At 61.8% G+C, this 20169-nt stretch carries 14 protein-coding genes and 2 pseudogenes; 13 read left to right on the forward strand and 3 right to left on the reverse strand.

Annotated features, from left to right (window positions below; genetic code table 11):
* Window positions 1-95: 95 nt before the first annotated feature.
* Window positions 96-1115: pseudogene (locus AC0L3I_RS34635) on the forward strand (IS91 family transposase); the annotation flags it as partial.
* Between the two features lie 391 nt (window positions 1116-1506).
* Window positions 1507-2450, forward strand: a protein-coding gene (locus AC0L3I_RS34640; RefSeq protein ID WP_473529920.1) for an IS630 family transposase whose coding sequence is annotated in 2 segments (ribosomal slippage) — window positions 1507-1843 and window positions 1843-2450 — 945 coding nt in all. Because the reading frame shifts where the segments join, the coding sequence is not laid out codon by codon here.
* A gap of 116 nt (window positions 2451-2566) precedes the next feature.
* On the opposite strand, the gene AC0L3I_RS34645 is transcribed toward AC0L3I_RS34640, so the two are convergent.
* Genes AC0L3I_RS34645 through AC0L3I_RS34655 form a run of 3 tightly spaced genes read right to left on the reverse strand, consistent with a single transcriptional unit; the run spans window position 2567 to window position 5326 of the window.
* Window positions 2567-3619, reverse strand: coding sequence for a CBASS cGAMP-activated phospholipase (locus AC0L3I_RS34645; RefSeq protein ID WP_473529921.1), 1053 nt, complete (start codon window positions 3617-3619; stop codon window positions 2567-2569).
* Entirely contained in the window at window positions 3616-4065 is a 450-nt protein-coding gene (locus AC0L3I_RS34650) for a type II CBASS E2 protein (protein WP_473529922.1), read from the reverse strand. Before AC0L3I_RS34650 ends, AC0L3I_RS34645 begins: the two co-directional genes overlap by 4 nt.
* A gap of 1 nt (window position 4066) precedes the next feature.
* Window positions 4067-5326, reverse strand: coding sequence for a nucleotidyltransferase domain-containing protein (locus AC0L3I_RS34655; protein WP_473529923.1), 1260 nt, complete (start codon window positions 5324-5326; stop codon window positions 4067-4069).
* A 215-nt stretch (window positions 5327-5541) separates the two neighbouring features.
* Here AC0L3I_RS34655 and AC0L3I_RS34660 point away from each other — a divergent pair, with 215 nt between their 5' ends.
* From AC0L3I_RS34660 to AC0L3I_RS34710, 11 genes and pseudogenes are all read left to right on the forward strand, one after another.
* Entirely contained in the window at window positions 5542-5862 is a 321-nt protein-coding gene (locus tag AC0L3I_RS34660; protein ID WP_473529924.1) for a helix-turn-helix domain-containing protein, read from the forward strand.
* Complete coding sequence (locus AC0L3I_RS34665) at window positions 5859-6782, forward strand: ImmA/IrrE family metallo-endopeptidase (protein ID WP_473529925.1); 924 nt, start codon at window positions 5859-5861, stop codon at window positions 6780-6782. Before AC0L3I_RS34660 ends, AC0L3I_RS34665 begins: the two co-directional genes overlap by 4 nt.
* Window positions 6783-6889: 107 nt before the next feature.
* Complete coding sequence (locus tag AC0L3I_RS34670; RefSeq protein WP_473529926.1) at window positions 6890-10309, forward strand: type ISP restriction/modification enzyme; 3420 nt, start codon at window positions 6890-6892, stop codon at window positions 10307-10309.
* A gap of 110 nt (window positions 10310-10419) precedes the next feature.
* Window positions 10420-11337 (forward strand): HNH endonuclease, encoded by a 918-nt coding sequence (locus tag AC0L3I_RS34675; RefSeq protein WP_473529927.1) that lies wholly within the window; start codon window positions 10420-10422, stop codon window positions 11335-11337.
* A 1032-nt stretch (window positions 11338-12369) separates the two neighbouring features.
* Window positions 12370-12561, forward strand: coding sequence for a hypothetical protein (locus AC0L3I_RS34680; RefSeq protein WP_473529928.1), 192 nt, complete (start codon window positions 12370-12372; stop codon window positions 12559-12561).
* A gap of 1409 nt (window positions 12562-13970) precedes the next feature.
* Window positions 13971-15173: a cytochrome P450 gene (locus AC0L3I_RS34685; RefSeq protein WP_473529929.1), complete on the forward strand. Its 1203-nt coding sequence runs from the start codon at window positions 13971-13973 to the stop codon at window positions 15171-15173.
* 94 nt (window positions 15174-15267) lie between these two features.
* Entirely contained in the window at window positions 15268-16557 is a 1290-nt protein-coding gene (locus tag AC0L3I_RS34690; protein ID WP_473529930.1) for a cytochrome P450, read from the forward strand.
* A 1-nt stretch (window position 16558) separates the two neighbouring features.
* Window positions 16559-16684: pseudogene (locus AC0L3I_RS34695) on the forward strand (ferredoxin); the annotation flags it as partial.
* A 108-nt stretch (window positions 16685-16792) separates the two neighbouring features.
* A complete protein-coding gene (locus AC0L3I_RS34700; protein ID WP_473529936.1) occupies window positions 16793-17683 on the forward strand; it encodes an SDR family oxidoreductase in 891 nt (296 codons plus the stop codon).
* On the forward strand, window positions 17683-19026 hold the full coding sequence (locus tag AC0L3I_RS34705) for a cytochrome P450 (protein ID WP_473529931.1): 1344 nt from the start codon (window positions 17683-17685) through the stop codon (window positions 19024-19026). Before AC0L3I_RS34700 ends, AC0L3I_RS34705 begins: the two co-directional genes overlap by 1 nt.
* A gap of 150 nt (window positions 19027-19176) precedes the next feature.
* The gene (locus AC0L3I_RS34710) at window positions 19177-20142 is read left to right on the forward strand and encodes a polyprenyl synthetase family protein (protein ID WP_473529937.1); all 966 of its coding nucleotides are present in this window, start codon (window positions 19177-19179) and stop codon (window positions 20140-20142) included.
* The last annotated feature ends 27 nt before the right edge of the window (window positions 20143-20169 follow it).

Here is a 20169-nt window from a genome sequence, read left to right on the forward strand (position 1 = left end):
GGGTTGGCGGCGGCGGACACAAGAGCGCGATCAAGTCGCCGCCAGCTCCCCATTACTGGATCTGCCCATAAGGCAGGTAATGGGCGACGCCCATTACCTGCAGCAACCGCCACTGCCCTAAGTGCCAGGGCATAGCCCGCGCCCAGTGGTTGGCCGAGCGGCAGGCTGAGCTGCTGCCGGTCCCATACTTCCACGTGGTCTTCACCGTCCCGGCCCAGATCGCTGAGATCGCCTTCCAGAACAAGGCGGCGGTCTATGCGATCTTGTTCAAGGCCGCATCCGAAGCCTTGAAGGTGGTGGCGGCCGACCCCAGGCATCTGCGCGCCGAGATCGGCGTGGTCGCCGTGCTTCATACTTGGGGTCAAAATCTCCACCATCATCCGCATGTCCACTGCGTCGTGCCGGGCGGCGGCCTGTCGCTCGAGCCTGCCACGGCGAAGGCCGGGGACCAGCGATGGATCGCCTGCCGGCCGGGATTTTTCCTGCCCGTGCGGGTTCTGTCGCGCCTGTTCAGGCGGCTATTCCTGGAGCGCCTGCAGGACGCCTTCGACGCCGGCCAGCTTCGCTTCTTCAGCGATCTCGCCAGCCTGGCCGACCCTGCCACTTTCTGCGCCCAACTGGCTGGACTGAAGCGGATCGAATGGGTCGTCTACGCCAAGCCCCCGTTCGGCGGTCCCGAACAGGTCCTCGCCTATCTGGGCCGCTACACCCATCGCGTCGCCATCGCAAACAGCCGCCTCGTGAGCCTGGACCAGGGAAAGGTCAGCTTCCGCTGGAAGGACTATCGCCACCACGACAAGTCCAAGCACAAGCTCATGACCTTAAGCGCCGACGAGTTCATCCGGCGCTTCCTGCTGCACGCTCTTCCAGACGGATTCCATCGCATCCGCCATTACGGCCTCCTCGCCAACGGCCACCGCGTCGCCAAGCTCGCCCAGTGCCGTCTTCTTCTGGCGGCGCCCACGCCGCTGACGCCCGACCCGACCGCCGACTATCGACAGCGTTACCGCTGTCTCACAGGGCGCTCCCTGGACATCTGTCCGGGCTGCGGCGGCGCCATGGCCTCGCTCGGCCCGATCCCGCGCAAGGCCCCGACCTGGCCAGACACCTCATGACACGCTGCGCACCGACACGCTCGCACCGTCCATCCCGGCGTCTGCTACAGTCGCCGAAGGGCCTTTGCGCGCCGCTAGTCAAAGTCGCAGCCCTGGCTGTCGCCAGCAACGCTGCACCTCAGCGTCAACGACCCAATGGCGCCGTCTCTCGCGTCGCAGATGGTCCTGCATCGCGACGAAGGGCGACCGCCCAAGAGCGATCGGCGAGCCCGCTCCGGCGCCTCGGACACACTGTCGAGCCCTAAATCCCCATAGCCCCGCCCGCCATCCCGCGGTTCAGTTCAATCAGGCTTCAATGTAGTCGCGACCCGTGCGTGCCCGCCCAATCGCGCCCGCGACTACACAGAACCCTCCAGATTCAACATCGATGCTGGGAAGGAGGCCAGCATGGATGGCATCATATTCGATGGACCTTCGCGAACGGGTTGTGGCAGCGGTCAAGCAGGAGGGCATGTCGCGGCGTGCGGCGGCGGCTCGCTTTGGGGTCAGCTACAGCGCGGCGATCGAGTGGCTGAAGCTTTTCGAGGAGACCGGCAGCGTCAAGCCCCGCCAGGTCGGCGGCTATAAGCCGAAGAAGATATCGGGGGCGTGGCGCGACTGGCTGGTCGAGCGTTGCCGGGATAAGGCCTTCACCTTGCGCGGGCTTGTCGCCGAACTTGGCGAGCGCGGCCTGAAGGTCGACTATCGTTCGGTGTGGGAGTTCGTGCACGCCGAGGGGCTGTCGCATAAAAAAAGACGCTGATCGCCGCCGAGCAGGACCGTCCCGATGTGGCGCGCCGGCGGGCGCAGTGGGTTCAGTATCAGGGCCGGATCGACCCCGCCCGCCTGGTGTTCATCGACGAGACCTGGACCAAGACCAACATGGCCCCGCTCAGGGGCTGGGCGCCGGTCGGACAGCGGATCAAGGCCAAAGTTCCCAATGGCCACTGGAAGACAATGACCTTCCTGGCAGCGCTACGCCAGGATCGCGTCGACGCGCCTTGGCTCATCGACGGGCCGATCAACGGCGAGAGGTTCCTCCTCTATGTCGAGAAGGTTCTCTCGCCGACCCTTCGTCCGGGCGACATCGTCGTCATGGACAATCTCGGCAGTCACAAAGGCAAGGCCGTGCGCCGCGCGATCCGAAACGCCGGCGCGAGGCTCTTCTTCCTGCCGAAATACTCGCCCGACCTCAATCCGATCGAACAGCTCTTCGCCAAGCTCAAGCACTGGCTGCGAAAGGCCGCAAAACGGACCGTCGAAACGGTTTGCGACGCCATCGGCCAGATTCTCAACCGCGTCACACCTGTCGAGTGCTCAAATTATTTCGCAAACTCAGGATATGACTGGAGGTAATCTCATCCCGCTCTAAAGGATATACGCGCCGACTACCGCGATATGGCCGCGATGATGTTCGACGAACGCCCGCTTCCTGCGAAGGCCCGGACCAACTGAGCTAGAATGGAACGCAGCTAACCTGAAGCGTGTGCCGGGACGAGGGGGCAGGTCTCAAAGACGTCGACGCCATCCTGCAGGAACAGGTTCTGGACATGGTGCCCCGAGCCTTCCACGAGACGTCGCGCAACGAGAGGCAACTCGCGCACCGAACGGGCAACATCATCAAGGGCGATTGGCTTGTCGCTTTCTGGAACGTCGATCCTGACCACATTATTTCTGCCCAGCAGCAGATAGGCCTGACCGAGCGCGTTCTTGGACTGTGCCCGGGCGGCAGCATTGAAGCTTCGCATGAAGGCCCACACCATAGCCCCTCCGGATCGAGCTTTCTCGTCGACGGTCAAGGTCGCTTCACCGGTGCCAAGGCTCAAGACGCGGACATTCTCGCGCGGGACGTCGAAACAGGCGAGCGCATCTACGACGGCGTTCATGACAGGATTGTTCGCCCAGATTCCACCATCGATCATGATGTAGCCATCATCATCCACTCCGGGATAGTAGGAAGGCGCAGCGGTCGTGTGTAGGGCGACATGGGCGAACTTCTTGTGCCGATCCTTCTGATAGTCCGGGTGATGCGGTGTCTTATATAGGAACGGCTCGCCGTGGCGACCTTCGAAGCTTGGGATCACCAGGCGCTTGGTTGAAGAATCGAGCACCTTGTCGCCGAAGATGCCAAGCAACTCGTCTTTCAGAACATTCTGATCATGCTTGGGCTTGAACGCCCAACGGACCGCGCGGGCCCGCCCGCTGATGCCGGAACGGGTAGGAAATATGCGCTCGCCTCTCTCGAGATAAATGTCCAATGCTTGGCTGGCCGTCATTCCTCGGCCGAGCGCAAGAGCAATGATGCCTCCCGTGGAAGTGCCGGCAATCATGTCGAAATGATTTGCGATAGACGCTCCACCAAGGAACCGCTTCTCGATCTCTGCAAGGTAGGCGGCGGGGAAGATCCCCCGAATTCCGCCACCGTCAATCGACAAGATTCGGAACAGGCGGTCCTTAGGCCAGGGGAGCTTTTTGCGCGCATGCTGAATTGTCCCGTCTGACCGACGAGGGGGCATATAGTTCATTGTGCATTCTCCGTTGAGATCGGCACCGGATCACCGGCGTGGCGGCCGCCACCGGTCCATTTGCCGGTCATCAGCCAAAGCTCGTAACAGGTTAGCCAATCGAGCGTCCAAAGAACGATGGTGTGCGCCAGTGCCATGGATGCATCCCATTCACCTGTCCGCGGATCGAAAAGGCAAAGCGTCGGGTCGTTTGACGGTGGGTAGACGTGGGGGAGTTCTCCTTCCTCGTTGCCTGGTAAGCGAACAAGGATCGGAGCGAGCACCCTGACCTGAGGCATCGAACCGACCTGATAGCGAATCTCGATCGTGTACCAGCAGTGTTGCGCGCGAACCCGCCCCACCCATCGTGCCGACCGGAGTGGGCGATCAATGTTGCGTGGAGCGAGTTCGGGCCAGGTCGCCTTCATCGCGGCAATCTGCTCCTCAAGAGGAAGGAGCTGCGCCATGTCAGATTTTCTTCCCGAAGAAAGTATGTGGCTTTGCCGCCGCGACGGTCGGGGCGGCGACGGATGTGGCGGCTGTGCCGATGATGATCGAAGGTTTCGGGAGGATCAGCCCGCCCCGGCGGCCGTAGAGCTGCTGCGACTTCTGAATTGCGCCTCCGACCTCGGCAGCGATATTTTCTGCCGCGCGTGTCACGACGCGGTCTCCGAAATTGCCCCTCAGCCATTCCATCATATCGTCCGGGAACATCTCGCCCTGACGCATCTTTTCCAGGCCGTCGACGAGCGCGCGAAGGTGACGGGCGAACTCGTTTTGCTGATCGACCGACTCCGGCCAGCGGTCCGTGAACACGTCCTCGTCGCAGACAGGGTTGGCGACGTGGAGCTTCTTTCCGTAGAGAGACGCGTTCTCAATGTCAGCGATGATCCACTTTGAGATGCGGATCACCATGGCTGAAAGTGCCGTGTTCGGCTGGGCCGCCCTTGCGGCATAGAAAGCAAGCATCACCGAGGGCGGGATGCGCCCTGTATATCCGGCATAAATGATGTTGCGGAACCGTTTGATCAGCTGAAGAGCCAGTGTAGCGGTGTTCTTGACGACAAAGTCGGCTTGATCGGGAACATCGTCCACCTCGGCCTCGGCGCGAAACCGCAAACCATCGAGATCACGCCACCGACGGTGAAACTCCTCTGCCATCCGCGCTTCGACCGGCGTCCTGGCGTGATACCACTCGGCGAAGCCACAGGCATTCATGTCCACAAATCGGTCATCGGCGGACGGCTGCGGACCTTTCGCGTGGGTGATGAAGCTCTCACGCTCGCGCGTTCCGAAATTCCGCAATGCCGGCGTCACGTCGAGATGCATCTTGTCGGCATAGTAGAGCGTCACACAGCGGGTCTGCCTGCGGGTACGCTGGACAGGATAGTCGGCGAGCGCCTTCTCGAGCTCTTTCAGGATATCGAGGGGCGTCATCGAGCGGAACCGGCCGCCGAGCTGCGACACGACATCGAGATCGTACTCGTCGTCGGTGCCACGATTGGAAATAGTGGCGTCGATCGCCATAGATCCTTGCGGATAAAAGTGCTCGATCTGATCCCTGAAAGCCACCGTATCCTCAAGAAAGGTCCTGACCGCTTCGTAGCGGCCCGCTGCCTTGTCGTGCAGCGAGGGCGGGAGCTGGATGCTTAGCGCGATTTCAGCGAGGATACGATCGAGCGGATCGTCAAACGGGTTGAGGCCGTTAAAGGTAAACTGCGTATTCAAGTTTCTTCTCCATCCCGGGACTCAGTCCCGATTGATCGTTGATCGTCATGTTGTCCTCCCTCTGAGCCGGTAGTGTCACTATGAACTGATTCAGAATGCCGCTACTCCGAACAAAGATGGGTAGCTTGAATGCCGCTGTCAAGGGCCATACAGTATGCCTATTCCGAACTTGTGGATAATGGGGAAGCGGGAAGAAGCGTGGTGGTGAAGTCAAAATGAAGTTTGGTACTCGGATCAAAGACTTGCGGACGAGGCGAAGGCTTACGCTGGATCAGCTTGCCCAGGAGACGAATTCGTCGAAGAGCTACATCTGGGAGCTGGAAAACAAAAATCCGCCCCGCCCGTCGGCGGAAAAACTCGCTGCCATCGCCGCGGCATTGGGGGTGACGGTCGACTACCTTATCGGCACGGACGAGCAGACTCTGGAAAAGGCTGAGGACAAGGCATTCTTCCGCGAATACAGTAGTCTACCCGAGGAGACGCGACGTCAGCTTCGGGAAATGGCTAAGATCCTTGGAACGAAGAAGGGCAAATGACAGAGCCGAACCGGCCGCGCCCGTTGAGAGAGGCAACTCGCATCACCCAGATGCTCGATCTTGTTCTTGGTCCGGACCGGTTCGACCGCGGACCCGTCGACGTTCGGCAATTGGCGCTTGAGTATTCAGCCCAGACCGAGCCCAATGGCCCCATTCACGAGGTCTCAGCACGGAACCTGTCCGGTTGCGTTGGTGCACTTGTTTATAGTGAAACCAGGCCTCGCCAATGGGCGATACTGTACAACACCGACCAGTCGTCCGGTCGGCGTGCTTTCACCGTCGGGCACGAGCTTGGACATTACGTGCTGCATCGAAAGCTGATTGAAGAGGATGATGCATACGATCACGGCATCTTCTGTGATGAGAATATCGTCGTGCGCCGCGAAGGCTCGGGTATCGAGAAGGAGGCCGACGAATTTGCTGCGGCGCTCCTGATGCCGCTCCACGACTTCCGCAAGCAGCTTCCTGCAAAGAACCGCCCCGATTTCGAAATCCTAGGGCGCCTCGCAAAACGCTACGGCGTGTCGTTGACCGCGACCATCCTGCGTTGGCTTGAATACACAGAGACCAAGGCGATCATGGTCATCTCCAACGAAGGCTTCGCTCATTGGGCAAAGTCGAGTGGCCCGGCGTTTAAGGCGGGGTGTTTCATTCGGACCAAGAACGCGGTCTTCACATTGCCCCAGAGGGCTTTTGCAGCTCGGGGTGATTATTCGGATGTCGCGATTACCGGGACGATGCAGCCTGCCAACGTCTGGTTCCCTGATCCGGTCTATGAAATGTGCTTTCGATCCGATCGATACGACCAGGAAATCACCCTTTTGCATTTTGAGGGCGAAGGGCCGCGACAACAGGCCGAAGAGGAAACTCCAGACACATTCGATAGGTTCGTTGCCACTGGCCAGCTCCCATATCGATGACTGGCGGCCAATAGCGGACCACAAGCAGATCAGGCTGCGGATGGATCAATCTTTGTTTACCAATATTGTGGTCAAATCTCTGCCTTGGGGCTGGGTGGAGACAAAGAGTGCAGGAACTTCGCGTTGCGCTTGAGGACTATGAACGTCAAACGCGTGCGCTCGCTGCACAACCCGGTGTCACTGAAGAAAGCTATTATCCTTGGATCCGACAGCTTCTTTCGACGGCACTATCACATCTGAAATTTCCATTCGAAGTTCGCACCGGCACCAGCGAGCTCCGTCCGGACAAGGGACGAGATCGGCCGGACTTCGTCCTCGCTGACGGAGCATTGATCGCTGCATACGGCGAAGCAAAAACTCCAAGCATCAGCATTCAACAACTCGCTATGTCGACGGACAGGGACGATCAGATTGGCCGATATCTTGCCCGTACGGGCGTAGTTCTTGTCTGCAATGTTGGCGAAATTGGCTTGGTGTTATGTCGCGCTGGCCACAATCGTGCCGGGTTGGATCGTGTGATGCCAGCTGACCGAGAACTGGTCCGAACAGCTTCTTTGTGGTCGGCCGGACGAGCTGTTTTTCCCGACGCAAGCGATCTGGTGGAGCTCCTTCAAACTACCCTGCTGGATTCCGTGCCAATTGGAGAGCCAGCCACACTCGCCCGTGTACTTGCGCTGCAGGCCAAAGCAGCGAAGGCGGCTCTTCCGAGGGACCTCCGCGGTCTTGAGTCCCTTCTTGAAGACTACAAAGATGCGTTGGGTCTCAGCTTCGACTTGGATGACGAGGAAGGTCGTGAGTTCTTCAGGTCGACGCTGATTCAGACGGCCTTCTACGGTCTGTTCGCGGCATGGGCGCTGTGGCAGCGCGAGCAGGACGGCACCAGTTTTGGCTGGGACCGGATAAACAGATATCTCCGCATTCCCTTCCTAGCAGGTCTGTTTCATGAATTCCGGAATCCGAGCCGACTAAGGCAACTCGATTTGGAACGCCATCTTGACCGCGCAACAGACACGTTGAATCGAGTGGATCTTGAAGTTTTCCGTCAGCAGATGACCTTTCCATCTTTGTCAGATGGAGATGTCGCAAGCGCGGCGATGACCTACTTCTATGAACCTTTCCTGGAGGCCTTCGATCCGGCGCTCAAAAAGACCATGGGAGTGTGGTACACACCTCCCGAGATAGTTCGGTATCAAGTGCGGCGAGCTCACGAGCTCCTAAAGCAAGAACTCGGCCGTCCGCTCGGGTTGGCAGATGAAAATGTGGTTCTCCTCGATCCGTGTTGTGGGACTGGTGCCTACATCCTCGAAGCCGCACGTTGCATTGCCGAGGAACTGCGAGCGACAGGCGAAGAGGGACTCGTCGGTCTTTCCCTGCTCAAAGCACTAACGAGCCGGATTTTTGGTTTTGAGGTTCTCACAGCGCCGTTCGCGATCGCACAACTTCAGCTCTATGTCATGCTCAGCGATCTAAGAGCGCCGCCGCCAAACGATCAGCGGCTTGGCATCTTTCTGACCAACGCTCTCACCGGATGGAATGACCGACGGCAGCTTCAGCTCAACTTCCCGGAACTCCAGCAAGAATTCGAAGCTGCGCAATCGATTAAGCAGGATGCCGATATCGTCGTCATACTTGGCAACCCGCCATACGACCGTCAAGCCGCAGTCAGGATGGAGGAGGAGGCCGGACTGATCGATCACTACAAAGGGGTCACCTATGTGGAGAGAAGGCGACGCGACGGCACTACCGAACTTGTGCCGGAACGGACGTCCTTGTTATTTCGCCATTGGGGCGTGCGCAAACAACTGCTCAATGACCTCTACGTCAGGTTTTACAGGCTGGCAGAACGGGAGATCGCAGAGGAGCGCGACTTCGGGCTGGTATCCCTGATCACAAATTCGTCTTGGCTAACCGGGCGTTCCCACCCAATCATGCGCGAGTCCCTGCTTCGTAACTTTCACGAAATCTGGATCGACAATTTGAACGGTGACAAATACCGGACCGGCAAAGTCATTCCGGCGGGAATCGATGGTGCAGGCACTGCCGATCAAAGTGTTTTCACCACTGAGAGTGACCCAAGAGGTATCCAGACGGGCGTTGCCATCGCAACGTTCCTCAAAAGAGGAGCAGAACGTACCAAACCGGAAGAGACTGTGGTTCAATATCGAGATTTCTGGGGCAGGGCGGCCTTGAAACGCCGGCAATTGCTCTCGGCGGAAAGCGCAGCGCCATATCGTCGGCTAACGCCCACGAGGCAGAACCGTTGGCGGTTAGCGCCGCACGCACAAGCCGCCGGCTACGAGGCTTGGCCAAGTCTAGAAGAGCTTTTCCCAATTCGCATGCAGGGGATAAATCCCAATAGGGGCATTACCGGCAGTCTCATTGACGTCAATAAGAAAGACCTAACGGATCGCATCGCCGCATATATCAAAGCTGAAAGTTTCGTGAACGCGTCGAACGCGTGCCCTGGGCTAGCGATTCCGCGTGCCCGTTACGCCCCGGAGAGGATCTGGCAGAGCCTCCGGAAGCTGGGCTTCGACGAGAGTCGCGTTAGCCCTTATCTTCTGTTTCCGTTCGACCAGCGGTGGATTTATTATGAGGACAGACTCAAACTATTAAACGAGCCGCGAGAGACGCTCGGGGCTAATGTTGACTGTGAGTGCTTCCTGATAGCGGTGCCCGAGCCGCGTAAAGTCTCGGAAGCGAGGCCACTCTTTTCCCGGACACTCCTGGATCTGCATGTTCACGACCGCGGATCGGTCGCCATCCCTGCTGTTGTTAGGAAGGACGCCCTGACTGGCGGCCGTTTGGCCAATTTGTCGCCGGAAATTTGGGCTGCGCTTCGCGAAGCTTGGGATAGGGCGGGAGGACTCGAAGCCCCCGATGCCCATCTCTGTGCGAACGAGTTGATCTACATTTGTTTGGCGATCATGAACTCGCCCGCCTACCGCATGGAGCATGCGAGCGCGTTGGGAGCCGACTGGGCTCGGGTGCCAATACCACGAAACCCGGCACTGGCTCGACAGGTCGGTGAGTTGGGTCGTCTTGTCGCGGCCCTGTTGGACTGTTCGACTGACGCATCGTCCGTGCTTCGTGAAATACTCGGCCGTGATAAGGTGGCCAGCACTGCGGCAATCCGGCGATCAGACGGTCATTCTATAAGCGCCGACGACCTTCGCGTCACAATTTCCTACTTCGGGGCAGCGCCGGGACGTTTCGTGCCAAGTGATGATGTGAGCGGAGAGCTTTGGATCAACAAGGATGTGTATCTTGCCAACGTTCCTACGGCTGCATGGCGATGCGAACTCGGGGGCTATCAAACCATCCGGAAATGGCTTGGCTATCGTCATGTCAGTCGCCTGGAGGGGAGACCGATGACGCTGGAGGAGCAGCGCTGGCTTCGGAACATGATTTTCCGACTCACCGCACTTTCGACGTTAGAAGCGCAGATGGACGAGCTATATTCAGCGGCTTCCGAAGACGCGTTGATCTTCGGCAATGAGATGCCCTCTATTCAGGCTGCCGAGTAGAATGTGAAAGCTTGGACAGATAGCTTCCCCGTACTAGGTGCGCGGCCGCGATCGCCGGCCCGACAGCTGCCTCATATTGCATCGGTCTCACACTGATCACATGATGGTGCATGGTCAAAATCTTCGTCGCCGTTACCGACAAGGACTGGTTCGATTTCCTGTCTGGCAGTGAGCTGGATGAGGTGAACTTTTGGGCGCCAAGCGGACGGACGAATTTCCGTGCCCTAAGTCCAGGGGAGCTTTTCCTCTTCAAACTCCACGCACCACTCAACTTCATCGTCGGCGGAGGCATCTTCTCAGCCTCTTCGAGTCTCCCGCTGTCGCTCGCTTGGGAGGCGTTCGGATTGAAGAACGGCGTCCGCAGCCTTCCCGAAATGCGCGTGCGCATTCGTCGATACCGTTCAGATCCCCCCGATTTTCGCATCGATCCTGTGATCGGATGTCGTATCCTGACGTCCCCCTTCTTTTGGCCGCGTGAACTCTGGCTTCCAGTTCCGGCCAGTTGGAAATACAACATCGTGGTAGGTCGCGGCTTCGACGCCGACGTAGGCGAGGGTCGGGCGCTTTGGGATGCAGTGTTATCGCGTGCTGCGAGCGCAATATTTCCCGCCGACCCGGAACAGCAAACGAAATACGGCGCACCTACGCTGGTGAAGCCGCGCCTGGGGCAGGGCGCATTTCGCGTCGTCGTCACCGATGCCTATGAGCGGCGCTGCGCCGTCACCGGAGAAAGGACACTTCCAATTCTCGACGCGGCGCACATCCGCTCCTATGCAGACGGAGGGATGCATGAGGCTTCTAATGGTGTGCTACTGCGCACCGACATCCACAAGCTGTTTGACCTCGGTTACGTGACGATCGACGAGAAGCACCGATTTGTCGTTAGCAGTCGGTTGAAGGCGGATTTCGACAACGGCAAGCACTATTACGATCTGCATGGCAGTGCCCTCCGTGATCCCAGAGGTCCGGCAGCGCTCCCATCGCCGACAGCCCTCCAGTGGCACCGTGAGAGCAGATTTTTGGGATGAGCCGGGGACGCCGATGAGACTCAGTCGATGCCAACGCTGACCCTTGTTATGTTCGCCATTTGTGCTTTGAAAGTCGCATAAAAGGGCATTATCGAATTGGGAGTGATGTCCCGAATAATTGGCATCGTCCAGTTGCCGCCCGGATAATCATTGGCGACGAACACCTCGAGATGGTCGACACCCTAAGCTTCATCGGTGAATCATATTTAAGCGGCAAGGGATCCTTCCCGATATCGAGCGGCAGCGCGGGTTTTGCCGGCCGGCCGCATCGACTCGCCACGCCTCCGCTAGATCGAGCGGCGTAGCGCCTCCAACATTGAGTTCGCAGTGCCGCTGTCCTAGCCGGCGAAGATCGTGTTCGTCATCCCCGCGGTTCCGGCGGCGATGCACCCACCGCTGGCCCTCATCTGATGCGCGCTTCGTCCTGCGGACAGCAGACAGCGAAGCCGCCACGGCCGCGAAAATCTCGCAATGTCGGCTCGATTCCAGGTCCCGTCCGCCACTTTTGCGGGGTGATCCGTGCAGGTGCCTGGCGTGGATCGTGCCAACCATCCCCTGACCGCATCATTGCCAGCGTCCTCCTTCAGCCGGCCGAGCCTCGCGACGCCGGATCGATCATAACGATACTCTTCGAAGAACATTCTCTTTGTAGCAAGCGTGACGGTCTGCGCTGTCTTACCGAGTTTCAGCCTTTGCCATCGCCTCCTGTCCTCCCTGCCGCGCGTCACTCTAACCTGCTCTCATCACCTCACCTCACGCGGGAAAGAGTGTCGTTAACGTCATCCTGTGCGGGAAATGTCACAGCGATAAGACAGAACGCAGAAAAGCCATAGTGGCGTCCTGCCAAGCAACCCTATTGCAGAGTCCACCGGGCCCGCCGGCGACATAATCAAGGAGCTCTCGCATAGGACAAGCCGGTGTTTGGTTCTCCCGGGTCATCTGCGATTTAAATCAAATCCGTCTGTGGATATTGACGATTGCGTGACCCTCACCTCGTAGACGGCTAACGCGGGCGGCAACTGAGAGGGTCATATGACAAGCGATTTTTCCGCCGCGCGAGTGCATCTAGATCGAGCATGTCATTACCTGCGAGGCGATGACCCGATCAGCCAGAGAGGGCGCGAAGCCTTGGATCTGCTAATTGAGGCAGTTGCCGTCGAGGAGTTCAAGCAGCCGAGCCAAAACGCGGAGGTGCTAATGCTTCCGATTGGGCGCCGCTTCTGAGGCCGAACATTGCCCGTCAAGGCATGAGCCGAGTCGGCAATCGAATGGGAGTCCGAAGCCTGTCGCCCACAACCTTCTGAATTTCGCTGCGCCTATTGTCATCGGCGGCAGCTATTCCGGAATGGCCGCCGCCCGGCAGTTCCGCCGCGCCCGCGCCAGGTGCCGGGTTGTGGCGGAACGCTTTTTGCCAGCCATTCGCCTGCCTTCCTGTCCCAGGACGGCGTCGATCCGGCCGAGATCACGGAACGGTCGCCTGAGTAGCTTTCGCGCTACGCGACGCCCTGGTACGACGGAACGGCCGAACGGGTGAGAGGAGCCGCGACGGTTTCGGGTCCTACTCGCTGACGGCCCTCCGCGGAGGGCCGTCGAGTCTTTTTCGCTGCCGGCGTTTGAGATGCGCTGCCAAGGGTCAATGAGCTGGCGGAGATATGGGGGAACAGCATTCCACCGACCCTGATGTATGGCTGTGAACTCTAACGGGACGGCTCGGCGTGATTGGTGCCGATCCTGCTCGGCTCACCAGGCACCTCGCGTGTCCGAATGAGGAGGTCTTTGCCCTGCGGAGCGAATGCTCATTTTTCCATAATCATTGCATATATCAGTGCTAGGAAGGTCCGAATTGGAAACGAAAACAATGGGGCGAGGCTTATGATGTTGAGCTGTAGCCGAGGCAAATCGCCTGCACAGCTTTTCCGCGCCAGAGTGTTGCATTGGCAACGCGCCCGCAAGCCGCCTCGAGCGCGCCCCTAAGCAAGCACGTGAACCCCTGAGCCAACCTCCTATGGGTCAATAGGGTCAGGTGGCCTGCCATCATTCCAGGACAGGACAACTGACAGAGAAGGTGTCGCCTATCCGACACTCTTCTGTCGTCTTTGTTGGGTCCGCGACACCGGCCTATTTCGCCGAGCTCTTGTCTGGCCTCAGGCTAATCCGCTGAAAAGTAATCACAATGTTTTTCTTCTGCTGGGTCGGCCAAATTGGCACGAGTTTTGAAACTCCTTCGTTGGGAGCCGGGAGCCGCCGACCGACCTTCATTCGTGGATGACACCGCGATCGATGAAACGGAGAAAGAAAAGCAAAATGTCAAATCCGCATCAGATAGCATTCTATGCAAGGGGCCTCGGCGAAACCGCCCCGTGCCCAAACAGGCTGCCGCCCTTGTCGAACCCTTGCGCAGGAAATCTTGATGGCCGGCTGCGACTCAAAAGGCCCACCACACTCGTCTTATCCTGAACTCGAAGGCGCAGGATAAAGTTCTGCATCTCGCCGCGCGGTATGCCTAGGCAGTTACACGTTGGCCGATCTTGATAATCGAGTCTGGCTACGCCGCGGAGGACGTCTACATGCCATCGTCATTCGCTGCCCGCAGCGCCTTCCGCCCTTCCATCGCTAGAGAGTGAAGTGCCACCATGTCCGAACAACCCTTGCCGACGCTGCCGATGTGGCGCGTCGACCACATCGAGCCCTCGCCCGAGATGTTGGCGCTACGCGCCAACGGTCCGATCCACCGCGTGCGCTTCCCCTCCGGGCACAAAGGCTGGTGGGTGACAGGCTACGACGAAGCCAAGGCGGCGCTGTCCGACGCGGCGTTCCGGCCGGCGGGAATGCCGCCGGCGGCATTCACCCCGGATTCGGTGATTCTCGGTTCGCCGGGGTGGCTGGTCTCGCATGAGGGGGGCGAGCATGCCCGGTTACGCACGATCGTGGCGCCTGCCTTCAGCAACCGCAGGGTGAAGCTGCTCGCCCAGCAGGTCGAGGCGATCGCCGCGCAGCTGTTCGAGACGCTGGCGGCCCAGCCCCAGCCCGCCGACCTGAAGCGCCACCTCTCCTTTCCGCTGCCGGCCATGGTCATCAGCGCGCTGATGGGCGTGCCTTACGAGGATCACGCCTTTTTCGCCGGGCTGTCCGACGAGGTGATGACGCATCAGCATGAAAGCGGCCCGCGCAGCGCGTCGCGCCTGGCCTGGGAAGAACTGCGCGCCTACATTCGTGGCAAGATGTGGGACAAGCGCCAGGATCCGGGCGACAACCTGCTGACAGATCTGCTCGCGGCGGTCGAGCAGGGCAAGGCGACTGAGGAAGAGGCTATCGGCCTGGCGGCGGGCATGCTTGTGGCGGGGCACGAGAGCACCGTCGCGCAGATCGAATTCGGCCTGCTGGCCATGTTCCGCCATCCGCAACAGCGCGAACGCCTGGTCGGCGATCCATCCCTGGTGGATAAGGCGGTGGAGGAAATCCTGCGCATGTACCCGCCGGGCGCGGGCTGGGACGGCGTCATGCGCTATCCGAGGACCGACGTGACTATCGCGGGGGTGCATATTCCCGCGGAGAGCAAGGTGCTGATCGGCCTGCCGGCGACGTCGTTCGATCCGCGCCATTTTGACGACCCGGAAATCTTCGACATCGGACGCGACGAAAATCCGCACCTGACATTCTCGCACGGGCCGCACTACTGCATCGGCATGGCGCTGGCCAGGCTGGAACTCAAGGTGGTGGTCGGTTCGATCTTCCAACGCTTTCCCGCGCTGCGCCTGGCCGTGGCGCCCGAAGAACTAAAGTTGCGCAAGGAGATCATCACTGGCGGGTTCGAGGAGTTGCCGGTGCTCTGGTGATGCACGGAAGCCGCCGGGAGTCGCGATCTTCTCCGCAATTTGCCGGCGCACCTAGCACGCGCCGGTCAGATCAGCCAGCCAACAGGTAACCAAGATGGACGTGCAAGAAACCACGGCAGCATGCCGGGACGCCTTCGCCGAACTGTCGTCGCCAGCGTGCATCCACGACCCGTATCCGTTCATGCGGTGGTTGCGCGAGCACGATCCGGTGCACCGCGCGGCGTCGGGCCTCTTTCTGTTGAGCCGCCACGCCGACATCTACTGGGCACTCAAGGCCACGGGCGATGCGTTTCGGGGACCGGCGCCGGGCGAACTGGCGCGCTATTTCCCGCGTGCGGCGACCAGCCTGTCACTCAATCTGCTGGCGTCCACGCTAGCGATGAAGGACCCACCGACGCATACGCGTCTGCGCCGGCTGATCTCGCGCGATTTCACCATGCGCCAGATCGACAACCTGCGGCCGAGCATCGCGCGCATCGTCGCAGCGCGCCTGGACGGCATGGCGCCCGCGCTGGAGCGCGGGGAGGCGGTGGACCTGCATTGGGAATTCGCGCTGGCCTTGCCAATGCTGGTCTTCGCCGAACTGTTCGGCATGCCCCAGGACGACATGTTCGGGCTTGCCGCCGGCATCGGCGCCATTCTGGAAGGCCTGAGCCCACACGCCAGCGATCCCCAGCTCGCCGCGGCGGACGCGGCCAGCGCCAGGGTGCAGACCTACTTCGGTGACCTCATACAGCGCAAGCGCACCGATCCCCGCCACGACATCGTGTCGATGGTGGTCGGCGCACACGACGACGATGCCGACACGTTGTCGGATGCGGAGTTGATCAGCATGCTGTGGGGCATGCTGCTGGGCGGCTTCGCCACCACTGCTGCGACCATCGACCATGCGGTCCTGGCGATGCTGGCGTATCCCGAACAGCGGCACTGGCTGCAGGGAGACGCCGTGGGGGTGAAGGCATTCGTCGAAGAAGTCCTGCGTTGCGACGCGCCTGCCATGTTCAGCTCCATTCCGCGTATCGCCCAGCGCGACATCGAACTGGGCGGCGTGGTGATCCCGAAGAACGCGGACGTGCGCGTGCTCATCGCGGCCGGCAATCGCGACCCGGACGCCTTCGCCGATCCCGACCGCTTCAATCCCGCGCGGTTCTACGGCACCACTCCTGGCATGTCGACCGACGGGAAGATCATGCTGAGCTTCGGCCACGGCATCCACTTCTGCCTCGGTGCGCAACTGGCCCGGGTGCAGTTGGCCGAGAGCCTGCCGCGCATCCAGGCGCGCTTCCCCACGCTGGCATTGGCCGAGCAGCCGACCCGGGAACCCTCCGCGTTCCTTAGGACGTTCCGCGCGCTGCCGGTGCGGCTGCATGCGCAGGGGGGCTGAGATGCGCGTCGTGATCGATCAGGATCTGTGCGGAACCACCGGGCAGTGCGTGCTGACGCTGCCGGGCACCTTTCGCCAGCGCGAACCGGACGGCGTGGCGGAAGTGTGCGTGGCGACGGTCCCGCAGGCGCTGCACGCCGCCGCGCGGCTCGCGGCCAGCCAGTGCCCGGTCGCCGCCATTCGGGTCATCGAAAGCGACGCTGGCGAGCGCGCCAGCGCCGACCCTGCGCCTTCTCTGGCGGAGGCTGAGCGGCATGCCGCCAAAGACCAACGCAACCCAGGAGGACGGTTTGAAGGCAAGGTGGCCGTGGTGACCGGCGCCGGCGCCGGCATCGGCAAGGCATGCGCCCTCGCCATCGCGCGCGAGGGCGGCAGAGTGGTGGTGGCCGACATTGATGGCTCGGCGGCCATCGCCTGCACCGCGCAGATCGCGGCCGAAGCGGGCTACGCGCTGGCCCTGGCCATGGACATCGCCGATGCGCAGGCGGTGACAGCGCTGTTCGAGACGGCGGAGCGGCACTTCGGTGGGGTCGACCTGCTGGTGAACAACGCGAGCGCCATGCATCTGACCCCGCGCGACCGCGCGATCCTCGACCTGGACTTGGCGGTCTGGGATCAGACCATGGCGACCAATCTGCGCGGCACGCTGCTCTGCTGCCGGGAGGCCATCCCACGAATGATCGCCCGCGGCGGTGGCGCGATCGTCAACATGTCGTCGTGCCAAGGGCTCAGCGGTGACACCGCGCAGACGTCCTACGCCGCGTCGAAGGCGGCGATGAACATGCTATCGACCTCGCTCGCCACCCAGTACGGTCATGCGCAGATCCGCTGCAACGCGGTTGCGCCGGGTCTCATCATGACCGAGCGTCTCCTCGCCAAGCTGGACGAGTGCATGCAACGGCATCTGAGCCGGCACCAGCTCCTGCAGCGCGTCGGCCGCCCCGAGGACGTGGCCGCGCTGGTGGCGTTCCTGCTCTCCGACGATGCTGCGTTCATCACCGGCCAGGTCCTGTGCATCGACGGCGGCATGCTGGCGCATGTGCCGACGTACGCCGACGGTGGCAACAGCCGCGCCGCGCGGCCTGCCGGCGACACCGCCGAAGCGGCCGCGGCGCCGCGCTGCTGATGGACATGCTGCTCAACCCGCTGGACCGTCGGCACCGGCTGCGGGACGACATCCCGGTCGTGCCCGGCGCTTTCCCCCTGGTCGGGCATCTTCCCGCCATCGTCTGCGACCTGCCGCGCCTGCTGCGGCGCGCGGAACGGACGCTGGGCAGCCACTTCTGGCTGGATTTCGGCCCTGCCGGACACCTGATGACCTGCGTGGATCCGGATGCGTTTGCACTGCTCCGGCACAAGGACGTGTCCTCGGCGCTGATCGAAGAGATCGCGCCCGAATTGCTTGGCGGAACGTTGGTCGCCCAGGACGGCGGCGCGCACCGGCAGGCGCGCGACGCGATCAAGGCGGCGTTCCTGCCCAAGGGGCTGACCCAAGCCGGCATCGGCAACCTGTTCGCGCCCGTCATCCAGGCGCGGGTGCAGGCGTGGCGCGACCGCGGCGACGTAACCATCCTGCGCGAAACCGGCGACCTGATGCTCAAGCTCATCTTCAGCCTCATGGGAATCCCAGCGCAGGACCTGCCGGGATGGCATCGCAAATACCGGCAACTGCTGCAGTTGATCGTCGCGCCCCCGGTCGACCTGCCCGGACTGCCCTTGCGGCGCGGCCGCGCCGCCCGCGACTGGATCGACGCGCAGTTGCGCCAGTTCGTCCGCGACGCGCGCGCGCATGCCGCGCGCACTGGGTTGATCAATGACATGGTGAGCGCCTTCGATCGCGGCGACGATGCGCTCTCCGACGACGTCCTGGTCGCCAATATCCGCTTGCTGCTGCTTGCCGGTCACGACACCACCGCCTCGACGATGGCCTGGATGGTGATCGAGCTGGCGCGGCAGCCTGGGCTGTGGGACGCCCTGGTCGAGGAGGCGCAACGCGTGGGCGCGGTGCCGACCCGGCACGCGGACCTGGCGCAGTGTCCGGTCGCCGAGGCGCTGTTCCGCGAGACGCTGCGCGTGCATCCGGCGACCACGCTCCTGCCGCGTCGCGCGCTGCAGGAATTGCAACTCGGCCAACGGCGCATTCCCGCGGGCACCCCTCTGTGCATCCCGCTGCTGCATTTGTCGACCTCGGCGCTGCTGCACGAGGCGCCTGATCAGTTCCGCCTGGCGCGGTGGCTGCAACGCACGGAGCCGATCCGGCCGGTGGACATGCTGCAGTTCGGTACCGGCCCACACGTCTGCATCGGTTACCACCTGGTATGGCTGGAAATGGTGCAGTTCTGCATCGCCTTGGCACTGACCATGCACAAGGCCGGGGTGCGGCCGCGGTTGCTGAGCGCCGTCGAAAAAGGTCGGCGCTATTTCCCGACCGCACATCCGTCCATGAAAATCCGCATCGGATTCTCATGAGCTGGCATCGCATGCCCCGTGTGGCGAGGCAGCTGCGCCGGCGACGCGCGGCAATGCTGCACTCGGCGCGCGCGCTCGGTGCGACGCCGCCAACACCGCGGCGGCTCGGACGCTCGCCGTGGCCGTGCCAGGTACAAGGACATGAACGACATGCAGACCGCTTCTACGCTACACGACGACGCGCAGGCGCGCGGCGCATCCGGCAGGCTGCCGCCGGAGATCTGGATGCAGGACGGCGCAAGGCGGGTCGAACAGGCGCTGGCGCGTCTTCTCTGCGCCGAAGACGACGGTGAGACCGAGCTGATGGCGGCGATGCGCTACGCCACCTTGCATGGCGGAAAGCGCACCCGCGCCTTGCTCTGTCTGGCTACCGGCGCACTGGCCGACACGCCGGCGCACATGCTCGACGATGTCGGCGCCGCCATCGAGATGATGCACGCCTGTACCCTGGTCCACGACGACCTGCCCGCAATGGACGATGACGTGCTTCGCCGCGGCCTTCCGACCGTGCACGTCAAGTTCGGCGAAGCCACTGCGATCCTGGTCGGCGATGCGCTGCAGGCGCACGCCTTCCTGACCCTGGCGAGCCTGGATGCGCCGGGCGACAACCGTATCGCGCTCGTGCGCGAACTGGCGCAGGCGGTGTCCGCCGAGGGTGCCGCAGGCGGGCAGGCCATGGATCTGTCGCTGGTCGGAAAGCACGTCGAGCTGGACAGGATCGTGGCGATGCACCGGATGAAGAGCGGAGCACTAGTGCGCGCGTCCGTTCGCATGGGCGCGCTATGCGCCATCGCGGAGGATGCCACCCACGCTGCGCTGTACTGTGCGCTCGATCGCTACTCCGCCTGTTTCGGCCTGGCGTTGCAGGTGGTCGACGACATTCTCGACGCGACAGCGGATACCGCGACGTTGGGCAAGACCCCCGGCAAGGACGCGGCGGCGCAGAAGCCGACCTGTGCGTCGATCATGGGGCTGCAGGCAGCGCGCCAGTTGGCGCTGGATCTGTTGCGCGACGCCGGGGAGGCCATCGCCCCGCTGGGAACGCGTGCGGAACGGTTGGCGCAGATGCTGCAGCGGGCCAACGCGTATCTGTTCAAGCACGCGCCATGCGCATGAGCGCGCCCGTCCGCATGGAGTCGCCCC

This window comes from Mesorhizobium sp. WSM4840 (assembly GCF_055811755.1).

What these genes read in the sequence shown, in the direction of transcription:
- AC0L3I_RS34645 (WP_473529921.1), bottom strand. Translation starts at nt 3,619, where the DNA reads ATGAACTATATGCCCCCTCGTCGGTCAGACGGGACAATTCAGCATGCG.
- AC0L3I_RS34650 (WP_473529922.1), bottom strand. Translation starts at nt 4,065, where the DNA reads ATGGCGCAGCTCCTTCCTCTTGAGGAGCAGATTGCCGCGATGAAGGCG.
- AC0L3I_RS34660 (WP_473529924.1), top strand. Translation starts at nt 5,542, where the DNA reads ATGAAGTTTGGTACTCGGATCAAAGACTTGCGGACGAGGCGAAGGCTT.
- AC0L3I_RS34665 (WP_473529925.1), top strand. Translation starts at nt 5,859, where the DNA reads ATGACAGAGCCGAACCGGCCGCGCCCGTTGAGAGAGGCAACTCGCATC.
- AC0L3I_RS34675 (WP_473529927.1), top strand. Translation starts at nt 10,420, where the DNA reads ATGGTCAAAATCTTCGTCGCCGTTACCGACAAGGACTGGTTCGATTTC.
- AC0L3I_RS34680 (WP_473529928.1), top strand. Translation starts at nt 12,370, where the DNA reads ATGACAAGCGATTTTTCCGCCGCGCGAGTGCATCTAGATCGAGCATGT.
- AC0L3I_RS34685 (WP_473529929.1), top strand. Translation starts at nt 13,971, where the DNA reads ATGTCCGAACAACCCTTGCCGACGCTGCCGATGTGGCGCGTCGACCAC.
- AC0L3I_RS34690 (WP_473529930.1), top strand. Translation starts at nt 15,268, where the DNA reads ATGGACGTGCAAGAAACCACGGCAGCATGCCGGGACGCCTTCGCCGAA.
- AC0L3I_RS34705 (WP_473529931.1), top strand. Translation starts at nt 17,683, where the DNA reads ATGGACATGCTGCTCAACCCGCTGGACCGTCGGCACCGGCTGCGGGAC.
- AC0L3I_RS34710 (WP_473529937.1), top strand. Translation starts at nt 19,177, where the DNA reads ATGCAGACCGCTTCTACGCTACACGACGACGCGCAGGCGCGCGGCGCA.